Source organism: Pontixanthobacter luteolus (genome assembly GCF_009828095.1).
GTDB lineage: Bacteria > Pseudomonadota > Alphaproteobacteria > Sphingomonadales > Sphingomonadaceae > Pontixanthobacter > Pontixanthobacter luteolus.
This window is the reverse complement of the sequence record NZ_WTYP01000001.1, coordinates 1,423,031-1,436,320: the sequence shown is the minus strand read 5'-3', so window position 1 is coordinate 1,436,320 and position 13,290 is coordinate 1,423,031. Positions and strand designations below refer to the sequence as shown.

Below are 13,290 nucleotides of genomic sequence, written 5' to 3'. Positions count from 1 at the left end.
GACGATTTTCGTAAAGGCGCAAGGGCAATGCTGCGCAAGGTGGCGATCATGCCTTGGGTCCTTCAATTTCATCCGCGGCGCGCGAGGCCAGATTGCGATGAATGACCGTGGGCGAAAAGCCGTCTTCTTGCAAGGCATCGGCCATCCGCGCCGCGGTAAACACAGAGCGGTGACGGCCCCCGGTACAGCCGAACGCGATGTTGACGTAGCTTTTGCCCTGCGCCGCATATCGGGGGAGCAGAGTGCCCAGCAATGCGCGGATTTGGGCGAATGCGGTATCAAATGCCGGATCGCTGCGGATATGATCACCCACGGGTTTGTCCAACCCGGTCTGCTCACGCAGATCTTCTATCCAGTGCGGATTATCGAGAAACCGCATGTCGAACACCAAGTCGGCCAGAGGCGGCGTGCCGCGGGCAAATCCGAAGCTGGAAATAATGATCGACATGCTTTGCGGAGCACTGCCGCCAAACTGTTCGCGAACGTTTTGCTGCAACTGGTTGCTGGAAAACTCCGACGTATCGATCACCACATCAGCCCAGCGGCGCAGCGGCTCCAGCAATTCGCGTTCCGCCTGGATGCCCACCCGTACCGGCCGCCCTTGCGCCATAGGGTGGCGGCGGCGCGTTTCATTGTACCGGCGCTCCAGTTCCCCGCTCGCACAGTCGAGGAATACCGTTGTGACCAACAGATCGTCGCGCTCTGACAGTTCTTTCACCTTGGCGATAATGTCTTGCGGGACGAAACCGCGCGTGCGGGAATCGAATCCGATGGCCAGCGGGGTTCGCTGTTCGTCGCTGCCGCTGCGTCCGATCAAACGGCCAAGAAGGCGAATGGGGAAATTATCGATCGCTTCCCATCCGAGATCTTCGAGAACCCGCAGCGCGGTTGTTTTTCCAGCGCCGGAAAGGCCCGTGACCAGCAGAATGTGCTGGCGCCGATCGGTTGTTGTGGTTGGCGAATCGTTGGTCATCGGGCTTCGTGGTCTGGGCCTAAAACTGCCGCCTGCAAAGGTCTTTCACAGGAAAGGCAGCGATCATGGCAATCCATGGATCCGCATTGCCCAATGCACCCGTGTCGCCGCAGGCGACAGGCGTGGGTCGAATTGCAGCCGCGGTATTGCGTGACCTTCAATATCTATAATTTCAGCCTGCTCGACATAGCGCGGCGCATCAACGGTCAGCGCAAGGACAAGGCAAACCGGCGCATCTGTGACGGGCAGCGCCGCGATCCCGACATTCCGTATTTCAATCAGGCCTTCGGTGTTTGGCGGAGGGGAAGCATGCAGACGGCCGTTCTGCACATCGAGCGTCACGCCATCATCCCCGATCAGCATCGCACCGCGATCAATCAGCGTCAGGGCAAGAGAAGTCTTTCCCGCGCCCGGCGAACCTTCGATCAACATTCCGCGGCCTTCGATCGACACCGCTGTCGCCTGGCGCAGCGTCGTGCCGGTCATAACGCGTTTTCGACAACGTGCGGCAGTGACAGGATGAGGCACGCACCGTTTGTGCCATCGGCGCGGCTTTGTGCGAACAGCGACCCTCCATGCGCCTCTGCAATCGTTCTGGCGATGGCGAGGCCCAGGCCGCTATGATTACCGAAGGCTTCGGCATCGGGCCGCAGCGAATGGAAGCGCTGGAAGACTTTCTCGCGCGCATCCTCCGGAATGCCCGGACCTTGGTCGCACACCGTCAGGCGCACGGTCTGGTCTTCGATATTGATTTGCATGTCGATGCGACCGTTCTGCGGGGAAAATGAGACCGCATTGTCGAGCAGGTTTTCGATCACACGCTCTAGCCTCACGGGTACGCCCATCACGTTCGCGGCGCCAAGTGGTTTTGCTACTTCAACTGAAAGGTTGCGGTTTTCATCGCGGTATTCTCGCCGCTCGATAATCGCTTCGGCAAGAGCGGCCAGATCGATCGGTTCGAACTTCGCGCGCGACATTTCGGCATCGATCCGGCTCGCATCGGAGATTTCCGTTACCAGCCGGTCGATCCGGCGAACGTCATGCGATGCAATGTCGGTCAATTGTTTGCGGAGTTCCGGATCATCGACCCGAGCGAGCGACTCGATTGCGCTGCGCAGACTGGCCAACGGGTTCTTGATCTCGTGGGCGACATCGGCAGCGAAATGTTCGACGGCATCGATGCGCAGCCGCAGGGCGTCGGTCATATCCGAGACAGCGCGTGCGAGCAGGCCGATTTCATCTGCTCTTTCAGGCAGGCGAGGTACTTCGACTTCGCGTTCCCGCCCGAGCCGCACCCGGATTGCGGCCTTGGCCAGTGAACGAAGCGGCAGGACAATGGTCCGCGCCAGATAAAGCGACAGCGCGATGGAGATAAACAGCGCAAGGAACACCGCGCCGACCAGCGTTGTGCGGGCGCTGCGAACGGTTTCGGTGATGTCCACGGCATTGCGGGTGGTAAGCAGGGTCGACCCCTTCAGTCCCACAGGCGCCGCCGCATTGATTACAGGGGTCCCGTCAGGCGCATCACGCAGCTGGATCTGCGACAGACCTTGTTCGCGCGCTCTTGCAAGTTCGGGCCAGGAATCGGCCTGCGCCTCTGCCGGCTCGATGTAATCCGGGATCGGTTCGGCGCCGACGATCGTGTCCACCGCGCGGTCCAGCATCTGGGCGAAATCTTCCCGCCACGTATCCTGCCCCACATCGTCGAATGCAAAGGCAGGTTCGTCCAGCGCAAAACTGTCGGCCCACAAATTTCCTTCCGCATCGAACATGCGCAGGCGCATCCGCTGTTCCTTGCCGATTTGGATGAGCAGCGCTTCCTGTCGTTCGCGGGTCGCCCCCGCCAGCGCCTCTGCGGTAATCTGCGCCTCGATCCGGGCAAGTTTGTAGCGTTCGTCGAGCAGCTGTTTGCGGTAACCGTCGAGGTAGAAAATACCGCCGCCAAGCAAGGCAAGCGGCAGTATGTTCACTGCAAGAATACGGGAAGTGAGCGAGATCCAGCTGGACCAGCTGAGCTTGTCCAAGCCAGCTTCCAGCTTTTCTCCAATCGTGCTGTCAGCCATCGGTGAAGCTGTATCCCGCGCCGTAAAGCGTATCTATCGCATTGAAATCGGAATCCACGCTGCGGAATTTGCGCCGCATCCGCTTGATGTGGCTATCCACCGTACGGTCATCCACGAAGATATCGTCGGGATAGGCCGCGTCCATCAACTGGTTGCGTGACTTGATCACCCCGGGACGCGCAGCAAGGGCTTCCAGGATGAGGAATTCGGTTACCGTGAGTGATACGGGTTTGTCATTCCAGGTCACATGATGGCGGGCAGGGTCCATCGACAACCGGCCGCGTTCAATCGTCCCAGCGGGATTGCTGCCTTCATCACCCTCTGGCCCGGTAATGATCGCAGCCCGCGCATCGCTGCGGCGCAGGATTGCGCGGATGCGGGCGAGCAGCAGGCGCAGGCTGAAAGGTTTGGCGATGTAATCATCCGCGCCCTGAGCAAGCCCGGCCTCCTCGTCCTGTTCATCATCCTTGCTGGTCAGGAAAATGACGGGAAGGGCGGAATTCTGGCGCAATCGGCGAAGCAGTTCCATCCCGTCCATGCGCGGCATCTTGATGTCGAAAACGGCGAGGTCTGGCGGATTTTCCAGCAAGGCTTTCAGGGCTGCTTGGCCGTCGGAATACAGGCGCGTTGCATACCCTTCCGCCTGCAGCGCAATCGAAACTGTCGTCAGGATATTGCGGTCATCATCGACAAGCGCGATCACTTGCTGCCCGTCGGCAGGTTCCTCGCCATGTCCGATCACGGACCGCTGCTGCGGTTGCGACATTCCCTCTCCAAGCACACTGAATATTTCGATTGCCGGTGAAGTAGCGATTTCTACCGCGCTAGACAACGCGAGAGCGGCGAAATCCTGCGCCCAACCTGATTTCAGGCCGCGTGAGCGCCCGCCGGTTTGACGTAGCGGCGCGGGATGATTATGCGGCTAGCGAACGCCGGTGCATTCGTATGCAGGCGAATCGGTTACCACCGTAGCGACCTAAAATCCCGCGCTTGTTGGCCGGGTCAGGAGACATTTGTGACAACCCCGCTTTCATTCCCGCTTGCCAGCCAGAACATCGAAACTTCGGCCACGATCCATCCCAATCTGGGTACGGCACAATTGGTTGAACAGGCACTTGCCAACGGCGAAGGCCGCCTGGCGAAGCACGGGCCGCTGGTTGTTGAAACCGGGCAGCACACCGGCCGTTCTGCGAACGACAAATTCATCGTTCGCGACGATACGACCGAAGACACGGTCTGGTGGGGCAAGGTCAACAAGTCGATGACCGCTGAACACTTCGCGAATCTGAAACAGGATTTCCTCGCCGCTGTTGGACAGAAGGACACGCTCTACGTGGCTGACCTGTTTGGCGGATCGCAGCCGGAATACCGCGTAAATGTTCGCGTGATCAACGAACTGGCATGGCACAACCTGTTCATTCGCACTCTGCTGGTTCGCCCGACTGCGGATGAACTCGCCGATTTCACCCCTGAATATACGATCATCGATCTGCCCAGCTTCCGCGCTGATCCGGAACGCCATGGGACGCGCAGCGAAACCGTGATTGCGGTCAATCTGGCAGAGAAGCTGATCCTGATCGGCGGCACGAAATATGCTGGCGAGATGAAGAAGAGCGTGTTCGGCATCCTGAATTATCTGCTGCCGGCCAAGGGCGTGATGCCGATGCACTGTTCGGCGAATATTGGTTCTGACGGAAAGACCGCCGTATTCTTCGGCCTGTCGGGCACCGGTAAGACCACGCTTTCGGCTGATGCCAGCCGTACACTGATCGGCGACGACGAACATGGCTGGTCGGACACCGCGGTCTTCAATTTCGAGGGCGGTTGCTACGCAAAGATGATCCGCCTCTCGGAAGAAGCCGAGCCGGAAATCTACGCCACCACGCGCAAGTTCGGGACGGTTCTTGAAAACGTCGTGATGGACCCCGAAACCCGCGAACTGGACTTCGACGACAACTCGCTCGCGGAGAATACCCGCGGTGCCTATCCGATCGAATCGATCCCCAACACATCGGAAGACAATCTTGGCCCGGTGCCGAGCAATGTCATCATGCTTACCGCAGATGCCTTCGGCGTATTGCCTCCGATTTCGCGGCTAACGCCCGATCAGGCAATGTATCACTTCCTGTCGGGATACACCGCGAAGGTTGCCGGCACTGAAATCGGCGTGACCGAGCCAGAGGCCACTTTCAGCACCTGTTTCGGTGCACCTTTCATGCCGCGCCACCCAAGTGTTTACGGCAATCTTTTGAAAGAGCGCATCGCCAAGGGCGGGGTTGCCTGCTGGCTGGTCAACACCGGCTGGACCGGCGGCAAGTACGGTGTTGGCAACCGCATGCCGATCAAGGCAACGCGGGCCCTACTCAATGCGGCACTCGACGGATCGCTCAACAACGCTGAATTCCGCAAAGACCCGAATTTCGGTTTCGAAGTGCCAGTGGCTGTTCCGGGCGTCGAAAGCAGCATCCTCGACCCCCGCTCGACCTGGGCTGACGGTGAGGAATACGACCGCACCGCTCAAAAGCTGGTGCAGCTGTTCGTCGACAATTTCTCGGAATTTGAAGAGCATGTCGACGAAGGCGTGCGCAAGGCTGCGCCGACGGCTGCCTGACCAGACTGATTTCCAGTTGGAGAGGAAAGGCCTCTTTCCCTTGAGGGGGAAGGGGGCCTTTTTCGTGGCCGCCGGTCATTTCGCGGTCCAAGATATTGATATTATGGATAAATGGGTCTGAGGGGCAGGCTTCTGCCGAATGATCGGGCGAACGTTCAGCCCCTTTACATTGGTCCGTATTCGGACATGATACTCCTGACTGAAATAGCAGGAGAATAACATTGGGTCTTTTCGACGAAATTCTTAAAAACATCGGCGGCGCGCCGGATGATGTTGCGAACCTTGCCGACAAGATCGGCATCGATCCCGCGATGGCGGAAAAGGCGATCGCGGCACTTGGCCAGACCCATCAGATGCAAGGCGACACGGTCGAACTCGCATCTGCCAAGACCGGGCTGGACACCGGCGTGCTCAACCAGATCGTGCAGCATGTTGGCGGCGAAGGATCGCTGAGCAAGTTCGCTGCGATGATCGATCAGGATGGCGACGGTAATCCGCTGGACGAGATTGCCGGGTTTGCCGGCAAGCTTTTCGGCAAGAAATGAACTGAACCCTATTACAATCAGGAGGGCAGTATGAGCCTTGCACAAATGTTACAGCAAAGCGGCGTCATCGAAAGCATGGCCGGCGAACTGGGTATCGACCCGCAGACAGCAAAGGTGGGCGCCGGTGCGCTGTTGCCCGCAATCGTGGCAGGCATGGGCCGCAGTGCGACTGGCGGTGCGGCCACCAGCGATCCGCTAGGCGGTCTTGGCGGTCTGGCAGGTGCCATTCTTGGCGGCGGGGGCGGTAACATGCTCGACGCAGTTCTCGGCCAGTCACCAACGCCAACCCAACAGGGGAACGATATCCTCGGTACAATCTTTGGCAGCAAGGATGTGAGCCGCGGCGTCGCTGGCGAAGTTGCTGCACTGACCGGGATCGATGAAGCGATCCTGAAGAAAATGTTGCCGATTCTGGCGATGGCGGCGGCTGGTTATATGGCCAAGAACGCCGCAGGTGGCGGGGCGCAGCAACAGGGCGGAGGAGCGCTGGGCGGCATTCTCGGCTCCATCGTTACCGGCATGATGACCAGGTAACCAGGCGGCGGCGGGGCCGTTATCAGGCCCCGCCGCTGTTTCCTGATTCGTCTGCGCCGTCCGGCTCGGAGGCGCCCTCGTCATCACCATCAGTCGGCACGATTTCGACCACCGGCATGGATGACAGCATAGAGACGTCGAAAGGCTCGCCCTCGGGTGCCTTTTCCAGAGCCGCGACGAACCGACGTGCTTCAGCTGCCAGCCGTCCGCCATGCGGGTTGGCCATCAGCGGACGAACGCTGTGCGATGCCAAGCCGATCTTGCCTTCTTGTGCCTGCATCCTGCCGACCCTCATCCACAGCCCCTGATCGAAAGGTGCCAGCTGTGCTGCCCGCTCAAGGGCGTGCTTGGCCTGTTCCGGTGGTTCCAGCCCGCGCTCTGCGTAGCTGCGGTAGTAATGGATCAGCGGCAGAGGGTGATCGTTTTCCAGTTTGTTGAGTTTTGAGAATGGCACCATCGCTTCGCCATAGGCCTTGCCGCGATCTTCAGCGTCAGCTGCCAGCCTGAACAGCGAATAACCTTTCTGGATATAAGCGTTTTTGGTGCCAGAGTTCGCCGCGATGGCCCTGTCAGCTGCGGCGATGGCTTCTGCGTAGTTGCCGGCGTCATGCTCGGCTTCGGCCAAGACTGCCTGAACCGCCGCGTCAGCCGGGTATTCTTCCGCAATCTCGCGGACCTCTTCGAGCAACTCTATCGCCTCTTCGCGGTTGACGCCGCGCTGGGAGACGATTTGCAGCGGCAAAACCTTGTCATGCCCTTCGCTTACTTCGCGGACTGTAATCGCCCCTGTCTCCAGTTTGTCGGGACTGATCGTGAAGTTATACATCCGCTTGGCGCGCTGATATTTGTCCAGCTCATCTTCAAGCTGGTCCAGATCGCCAAAGGCTGATTGTGCAGCGTCAAGCGCATCCTGGCCACCGACCAGCGCGGCCAGATACGCCCTCATTTGTCCCTGACGTTCCTGATTGAAGGTCAGGTAATGATACAGCAGCCAGCTGCGGCCATAGAATGCGTCATACCGCTTCCCGCGATTTTCAGCGTAAAGTTCGCGGTCGAACAATTCGCGGACCGAAACCTTGTCGGCATAAAACAGCTCGTTTGCACGGTGGTTGGCGGGGCGGCCCACCACCACGTTTCCGTTAGCGGGGAACTTTGCCGAAGCGAAGAATTCGGCTGCGCCCTCGTTGATCCAGCGCGGCATTGCGAACCGCGAGCCCGAGATCATGAAGTGATGCGCGTATTCGTGGAGCAGCGTTCGCATGGAAGCGGTCGGTTCGCGGTTGCTCATCCGGATGTCGGGGACGAATGCGCGCGATCCGCCAGCACGGGGAACATAAAAGCCGCCGATGTATCGGCTGTTCTCACCATAAAGTTTCTGCAAGCTGCGACGGCTGCCGACCGCAAAGATCGTAACTCTGTTGGACGGGCTGGGTTTGGGCACGGTGCGGCCGCTCACATACTCCATCGCGGCATGATAGCTTTCCAGCATCTGCGCAAACTCGCGAATATCTTTCTCGCTATCATCTGCATAGACGACGAAATAATCGCTTTCCGCGACCCGCCACTTTGCTTGGGCACTATTCGGCAAAACGAGGAAAGATGCGGCGACGAGTGCCAGCAAGCGATAAATCATAAATCCCAACCCGTAGTCTGTTCGTTCGCACCGATGATAGCGGAAGAACTACGAAGTTACAGAGTGTTGTTTGGGCCGGTTTTATTTCTGGCTTAAGTCTCTCACATTCTCTGTCAGTCGCGTATCGACTTCAGTGTCGCCATGCAGAACCGAAACGTCACCTGTTGTCTCTAACACGACCGCCCTGATCTTGGAGAATTCAAGGGCGTTTGCTTCGCGCAGCTTCGCGATGAGATCCGATTGTGCGACCCGTTCTGCCTTCAGCGCCTCGTGGCAAATTTTCCCGTCCTTCATCAGCAGGACGGGATCATTCTGCATCGCACTTTCTACCTTGTCCGAGCTTTTGCGCAGCCGGGACGAAATGTTCTGGAACACAAACAGGGCCAGCATTGCTGCGCCGACCTGAGCCAGCGTCGGCCAATCGCTCGCTTGAGAGGCACCGGCGACCAGCGAGCCCAGCGCGACTGTCATGACGAAGTCGAAATTGGTCATTTTCGAAAGTGAGCGAAGCCCGTTTGTGCGGATCAGCAGCACTACCCAGACCATCGCAATGATCGAAAGCAAAAGCCCCCGGACGATGGCATCGATGACAGGATCGGATGGAAAAAACATTCTGGCCCCTTGGAAACGCGCACGCAGCTGCGTTCGCTCTTGTTAAGGGAGCGAACCAGCTGCGGCATTGTTCCCTCAGGCGCCGGTTGCGGATCCGATATAACGGTCGACGTTCTTGGCCAGCACATCCATCGGAACGTTGCCGCCAAGAATGACAGCATCGTTGAAAGCCTTGAAATCATATTTGCCGCCCAGCTCGGTCTGTGCGCGGCTGCGCTGGCTGACGATTTCGCTGTGGCCCAGCTTGTAGCCCGTGGCCTGACCTGGCCAGCTGCAATAACGGTCGACTTCGCTGGCGACTTCCTGCTTTTTCGATCCGTTGCGTTCGACGAAGAAGTTGACCGCGCGCTCGCGGCTCCAGCCTTTCGAATGCAGGCCCGTGTCGACCACCATCCGGCAGGCACGGAAGGCGAGTGATTGCAGGTAACCGAGGCGGCCAACCTTGAAATCGTCATACGCGCCAAGCTCGTCGGCCAGCTGCTCGGCATAAAGCCCCCAGCCTTCGCTGAACGGATTGAACGCCAGGATCGACCGGATCAGTGGCAGACGATTGGAATACTCACCCTCCCAGACGTGGCCGGGTATAGTCTCATGATATGTCAGATCGGCAAGATCGTACTTCCGGTGCAAGTCGGTGGTGTGCAGATTGATCCACATGCGGCCCGGGATTGATCCGTCCTTGCTGCCTGCTCCGCCATATGCGCCGGGTGCGCCGGGTTCTTCGGCGGGTGGCAGGCGGCGGATTTCCATATTGGGATCGACCAGAGTGTTGAACGCGCGCGGCATTTGCGCCTTGATCCAGTCGACCCGTTCATTGATGAATTCCATGATTTCCGCGCGGCCGGGATCACCTTCGGCAAATTTGTAGCGCGGGTCTTGGCTCAGTGCCTGCATGCGTTCACCGACACTGCCGGTGGTATAGCCGATTTCGCGCAGGATCGGGTCCATCTTGCCGTGCAGTTCCTCCAGTTCGGCGAGGCCCTGCCGGTGAATTTCATCCGGCGTCTTGCTGGTCGTGGTGCTGGAACGCAGCGCCCAGGAATACCATTCCTCACCAAAAGGCCGCTCGCGCATTCCGGGATCGCCCGTGGCTACAGTCTGTTCCTTGAACAGTTCGGCAAGCTGCGCTTCCAGTGCCGGGGCAACCTTCTCGAGAGTGATCTTCTCTCCTTCGGTCGCCCATTTGCGGGCGCCGGGCAGGGTGGCACCGGCTGTGCGCAATGGATCGACCAAAGATCCGCCGCCCTGCATCAGGTCACCCAGCGTCGCCTTCATCTGGCTGACTGCCTTCGCAAGTAGGAAATCAGGCGGAACCACGCCCATTGCCCGGGCCTGCTTCATCCGTTCCAGCTCGCCCGCGAAAACGCCGGGGACGGCTTCAAGCCGCGCAAGATACGCTTCGGCATCTTCAACATCGGCGAGTGGGTGAGTGGAGCCCATGAAACGGGGCAGGTCGAGATAACTCCCGACATTCTGGATCACGACATAGGGCGCGGTGCGCCAGCTGCCGACCGGGACATCGCCGTATGGCAAGGCGAAACCGGCCAGCGCCGTCTCGTATCCGCTTTGCACGACCTCAAGATTGGTGATGTGTTCCGCATCGAGGCCTTCACGTGGCCAGCTGCGGATAATCTGCAAATCGGTTTTGAGCTGAGCTGCATAGGCTGCCTGCCCCTCTGGCGACTGATCTTCCAGCTTGCCTCGCAGACCGGAATGATCGCCGGTGTCGACGCCGAGCCCGGTGGCTCTCTCAGGCTCATGCTGAAGCAAATTGTATGCAACTTTTTCCAGCATGAACTGGGTGCTGCGCGTCTGGGCAGACGCTGCAATTGTGCCTTCGCCAGCGGCGATGGTCGTGCAGCCGCCAAGTGTGACAGCGGTTGTGGCGCCAAGGCCTGCGATGGCTTGACGGCGAGTTATCTGAAATTGTGGTGTGGTCATGGCTGAGTGTGTGGCGCGGCGCAGGCACCGTGTCAAACCGTCATGCGCCCACAAAAAAGGGGCGAGCAAACGCCCGCCCCTTCCAGTTCAATGTCTGACAGATCAGTCGAGGAATTCGGCTGGAACCTTGCCGCCATTCTTGGCCAGTTCCTGCATCGTTTTCTTGTGCAACCAGATATTCTCTTCAGCCGATCCGGAATAATTCGTGTCGCCGAGTTCACCGGCCAATTCCTTGCGATTGGCGAAGGAAGAATCCACGCCAATCAGCTTCATCAAGTCGACGATCGACGTGCGCCAGTTCAGTTTGTCGGAACCGTCCATCGCATCAAGACGGGCAGCAACATCAACTTCGCTGATCGCAGCTGGCTGGGTGCTGGCAGCTGGCGTGACCGGTGCCGTCGGTGCTGCTTTCTCTTCTTTTTTGCCGAAGATCGCGTTTTTGATCGAGCTGAAAATACCCATTACCTAATTCTCCCGTCTATTTCGAAATGTGAGTTTTACCGCAGATTTGCGACTCAGACATGTAACGGTCCAGAGTCGCTTTAGTTCCACTCTTTCAGGGTGACACATACTGGTAAAAAGCGCTATCCGAACGATATGAATACAGTTCTTTCGATCTTGGCGCTCGCGGTTGTCGCACTTCTATTCGGGGCATTTTTGCTGTGGCGAAAAGGCGGTCCGATCAAGCAGGTTCTGCTGATGGTCGTTCTGGCCATAATTGCGGCAGTCAATATCGCGATCTGGACACTTCCCGACGACGAAGGAAAAGCGCCCCTCGACCGGTTGGACCAGATCGAGGGGCCAGTTGCAGGCTCGTGATTTCGTAAGGTCTATTCGGGCAGCTGCCAGCGCACTGCATTGGTATAGGTACCGCTGACCTTTTTGCCGCTGCTGTTGCGGGCCGGTTCGAAACGCGCGCGGCGCTGGACCAGTTTGCAAGTCGCCTGGTCGAGAACGTTATGGCCAGTCGATCCGGTAATCTGGCAGTTTTCGACTTTGCCGCTGGCGCTGACCGTCAGTTTGAAGCGGGCCAGACCGTCAAATTCCTTGCGGACCCAACTGGACCGGTAATCGGATTGGCTCACCCAGTCTCCCGGATTGTTCTTCGGCGCAGCTGCAACTGGATCGAACGCAGGGGGATCGGCTGGCTTCGTCCCGCCGCCAAGACCAGCACCCGTACCGGGCTTCAGGATCAATTCGTCCGCGAAATCATCGAAAGTCGGTTCGACGATGAAATCGGCCTCATTCACGACAATCGTTATCGGAAGGTCTGGAGCGGTCACGTTCTCGTTCCTCACCGGTGCCTTTGGCTTGACCGCTTCTTCCACCTCTTTCGGCGGGGGCGACGGCGGAAGGTCGATGACCGTTGTGCCTGTGAGCGGAGGTGGCGGATCGAGGATGTCGATTACCGTCGACAGTCCGCTGACCAGCACATAGCCGAGGCCGGCATGGATAGCGATAACTGCGGCAATGGCGGCGGGCTTGTTCGTCCGCGTGCCTTGATCGATATAGGACATGGCTTGCTCTCCTGTTGCGACCTCTTAGCGGCCTCCAATAGCGCAATGTTACAACATAACATTTGAAGAGCAAGGTATATCGCGTGGCAATTTGCCACTGATTTCAGGTGTGTAGGAATTCAGGCTGTGCGGGGCGTTAGCCCACAATCACTTGATCGGGCAGGCCGGGTCCAGGCGGAAATCGAGGTAATTGTCGACCGAGGCCATCAGTTCATCCTGCTCGTTCTCGAAGAAGTGGTTCGCCCGCGGGATCTCTTCGTGATGGATGGTGATGTGTTTCTGCGTGCGCAGCTTGTCGACCAGTTTCTGCACCGCGCTCGGCTGAACAACGGTGTCTGCGGTTCCCTGTATGAAGATGCCCGATGCGGGGCAGGGCGCAAGGAAGCTGAAGTCGTACATGTTTGCGGGCGGAGCGATCGAGATGAAGCCGCGCACTTCCGGGCGGCGCATCAGCAATTGCATGCCGATCAGCGCGCCGAACGAAACGCCGGCAACCCACGTCGTTTGCGCTTCGGGATGAATAGACTGCACCCAGTCGAGTGCCGATGCCGCATCGCTCAATTCGCCAATGCCATTGTCGAAGCTGCCCTGACTGCGGCCGACACCGCGGAAATTGAAGCGCAGCGTTGCAAATCCACGGTCGGTGAAAGTCTTGAAAAGTTTTTGCGTAATCCGCTCGTTCATCGTGCCTCCCCCTTGTGGGTGCGGGTGCAGGATCATGGCGACCGGCGCGCGCGGGCGCGGGGCGGGTGTGTAGCGGCCTTCAAGACGGCCTTCGGGACCGGGAAAAATTACGGATGGCATGAGTTCAACCTGTCAGATGTAGCGGACGCGCGGGTAGCGCGGCGTATTTCCCTGTCT

14 protein-coding genes are annotated in these 13,290 nt (G+C 58.8%); 4 read left to right on the top strand and 10 right to left on the bottom strand.

The features are described from left to right. Positions 1 to 46: 46 nt before the first annotated feature. The 4 genes from rapZ to GRI43_RS06960 form a co-directional block, all read right to left on the bottom strand. On the bottom strand, positions 47 to 973 hold the full coding sequence (gene rapZ / locus GRI43_RS06975) for an RNase adapter RapZ (RefSeq protein WP_160730287.1): 927 nt from the start codon (positions 971 to 973) through the stop codon (positions 47 to 49). 63 nt (positions 974 to 1,036) lie between these two features. Continuing rightward, positions 1,037 to 1,459, bottom strand: a complete 423-nt coding sequence (locus GRI43_RS06970; protein WP_160730286.1) for an HPr kinase/phosphorylase — start codon at positions 1,457 to 1,459, stop codon at positions 1,037 to 1,039. Further along, a complete protein-coding gene (locus GRI43_RS06965; RefSeq protein WP_160730285.1) occupies positions 1,456 to 3,036 on the bottom strand; it encodes an ATP-binding protein in 1,581 nt (526 codons plus the stop codon). Before GRI43_RS06965 ends, GRI43_RS06970 begins: the two co-directional genes overlap by 4 nt. Next, on the bottom strand, positions 3,029 to 3,802 hold the full coding sequence (locus GRI43_RS06960; protein ID WP_160730284.1) for a response regulator transcription factor: 774 nt from the start codon (positions 3,800 to 3,802) through the stop codon (positions 3,029 to 3,031). The genes GRI43_RS06965 and GRI43_RS06960 overlap by 8 nt, the downstream gene beginning before the upstream one ends. A gap of 249 nt (positions 3,803 to 4,051) precedes the next feature. On the opposite strand from GRI43_RS06960, the gene GRI43_RS06955 reads away from it, so the two are divergent. The 3 genes from GRI43_RS06955 (at position 4,052) to GRI43_RS06945 (ending at position 6,726) form a co-directional block, all read left to right on the top strand. Further along, positions 4,052 to 5,647: a phosphoenolpyruvate carboxykinase gene (locus tag GRI43_RS06955; protein WP_160730283.1), complete on the top strand. Its 1,596-nt coding sequence runs from the start codon at positions 4,052 to 4,054 to the stop codon at positions 5,645 to 5,647. Positions 5,648 to 5,868: 221 nt separating this feature from the next. Next, entirely contained in the window at positions 5,869 to 6,192 is a 324-nt protein-coding gene (locus tag GRI43_RS06950; protein WP_160730282.1) for a hypothetical protein, read from the top strand. 30 nt (positions 6,193 to 6,222) lie between these two features. Beyond that, positions 6,223 to 6,726, top strand: coding sequence for a DUF937 domain-containing protein (locus tag GRI43_RS06945; protein ID WP_160730281.1), 504 nt, complete (start codon positions 6,223 to 6,225; stop codon positions 6,724 to 6,726). 22 nt (positions 6,727 to 6,748) lie between these two features. Here GRI43_RS06945 and GRI43_RS06940 read toward each other — a convergent pair whose 3' ends face one another. The 4 genes from GRI43_RS06940 to GRI43_RS06925 all read right to left on the bottom strand — a co-directional run bounded on the left by GRI43_RS06940 (position 6,749) and on the right by GRI43_RS06925 (position 11,374). Further along, positions 6,749 to 8,359 carry a DUF1570 domain-containing protein gene (locus GRI43_RS06940; RefSeq protein WP_160730280.1) on the bottom strand — a complete coding sequence of 537 codons (1,611 nt, stop codon included), beginning with the start codon at positions 8,357 to 8,359 and terminating at the stop codon, positions 6,749 to 6,751. A gap of 81 nt (positions 8,360 to 8,440) precedes the next feature. Next, on the bottom strand, positions 8,441 to 8,971 hold the full coding sequence (locus tag GRI43_RS06935) for a DUF421 domain-containing protein (RefSeq protein ID WP_160730279.1): 531 nt from the start codon (positions 8,969 to 8,971) through the stop codon (positions 8,441 to 8,443). A 75-nt stretch (positions 8,972 to 9,046) separates the two neighbouring features. After that, on the bottom strand, positions 9,047 to 10,912 hold the full coding sequence (locus GRI43_RS06930; protein WP_160730278.1) for a DUF885 domain-containing protein: 1,866 nt from the start codon (positions 10,910 to 10,912) through the stop codon (positions 9,047 to 9,049). Between the two features lie 102 nt (positions 10,913 to 11,014). Beyond that, positions 11,015 to 11,374 carry a DUF3597 domain-containing protein gene (locus tag GRI43_RS06925; RefSeq protein WP_160730277.1) on the bottom strand — a complete coding sequence of 120 codons (360 nt, stop codon included), beginning with the start codon at positions 11,372 to 11,374 and terminating at the stop codon, positions 11,015 to 11,017. Positions 11,375 to 11,509: 135 nt separating this feature from the next. On the opposite strand from GRI43_RS06925, the gene GRI43_RS06920 reads away from it, so the two are divergent. Then, positions 11,510 to 11,731, top strand: a complete 222-nt coding sequence (locus tag GRI43_RS06920) for a hypothetical protein (RefSeq protein WP_160730276.1) — start codon at positions 11,510 to 11,512, stop codon at positions 11,729 to 11,731. 11 nt (positions 11,732 to 11,742) lie between these two features. On the opposite strand, the gene GRI43_RS06915 is transcribed toward GRI43_RS06920, so the two are convergent. Continuing rightward, complete coding sequence (locus tag GRI43_RS06915) at positions 11,743 to 12,429, bottom strand: TonB family protein (protein WP_160730275.1); 687 nt, start codon at positions 12,427 to 12,429, stop codon at positions 11,743 to 11,745. Between the two features lie 147 nt (positions 12,430 to 12,576). Then, positions 12,577 to 13,233 carry an alpha/beta hydrolase gene (locus GRI43_RS06910; RefSeq protein WP_160730274.1) on the bottom strand — a complete coding sequence of 219 codons (657 nt, stop codon included), beginning with the start codon at positions 13,231 to 13,233 and terminating at the stop codon, positions 12,577 to 12,579. Positions 13,234 to 13,290 lie beyond the last annotated feature (57 nt).

Bases quoted from the DNA above. Each gene is read 5' to 3' on its own strand.
- GRI43_RS06935 (WP_160730279.1), bottom strand. From the start codon at position 8,971: ATGTTTTTTCCATCCGATCCTGTCATCGATGCCATCGTCCGGGGGCTT.
- GRI43_RS06940 (WP_160730280.1), bottom strand. From the start codon at position 8,359: ATGATTTATCGCTTGCTGGCACTCGTCGCCGCATCTTTCCTCGTTTTG.
- GRI43_RS06925 (WP_160730277.1), bottom strand. From the start codon at position 11,374: ATGGGTATTTTCAGCTCGATCAAAAACGCGATCTTCGGCAAAAAAGAA.
- GRI43_RS06965 (WP_160730285.1), bottom strand. From the start codon at position 3,036: ATGGCTGACAGCACGATTGGAGAAAAGCTGGAAGCTGGCTTGGACAAG.
- GRI43_RS06930 (WP_160730278.1), bottom strand. From the start codon at position 10,912: ATGACCACACCACAATTTCAGATAACTCGCCGTCAAGCCATCGCAGGC.
- GRI43_RS06910 (WP_160730274.1), bottom strand. From the start codon at position 13,233: ATGCCATCCGTAATTTTTCCCGGTCCCGAAGGCCGTCTTGAAGGCCGC.
- rapZ (WP_160730287.1), bottom strand. From the start codon at position 973: ATGACCAACGATTCGCCAACCACAACAACCGATCGGCGCCAGCACATT.
- GRI43_RS06960 (WP_160730284.1), bottom strand. From the start codon at position 3,802: ATGTCGCAACCGCAGCAGCGGTCCGTGATCGGACATGGCGAGGAACCT.
- GRI43_RS06970 (WP_160730286.1), bottom strand. From the start codon at position 1,459: ATGACCGGCACGACGCTGCGCCAGGCGACAGCGGTGTCGATCGAAGGC.
- GRI43_RS06945 (WP_160730281.1), top strand. From the start codon at position 6,223: ATGAGCCTTGCACAAATGTTACAGCAAAGCGGCGTCATCGAAAGCATG.
- GRI43_RS06920 (WP_160730276.1), top strand. From the start codon at position 11,510: ATGAATACAGTTCTTTCGATCTTGGCGCTCGCGGTTGTCGCACTTCTA.
- GRI43_RS06915 (WP_160730275.1), bottom strand. From the start codon at position 12,429: ATGTCCTATATCGATCAAGGCACGCGGACGAACAAGCCCGCCGCCATT.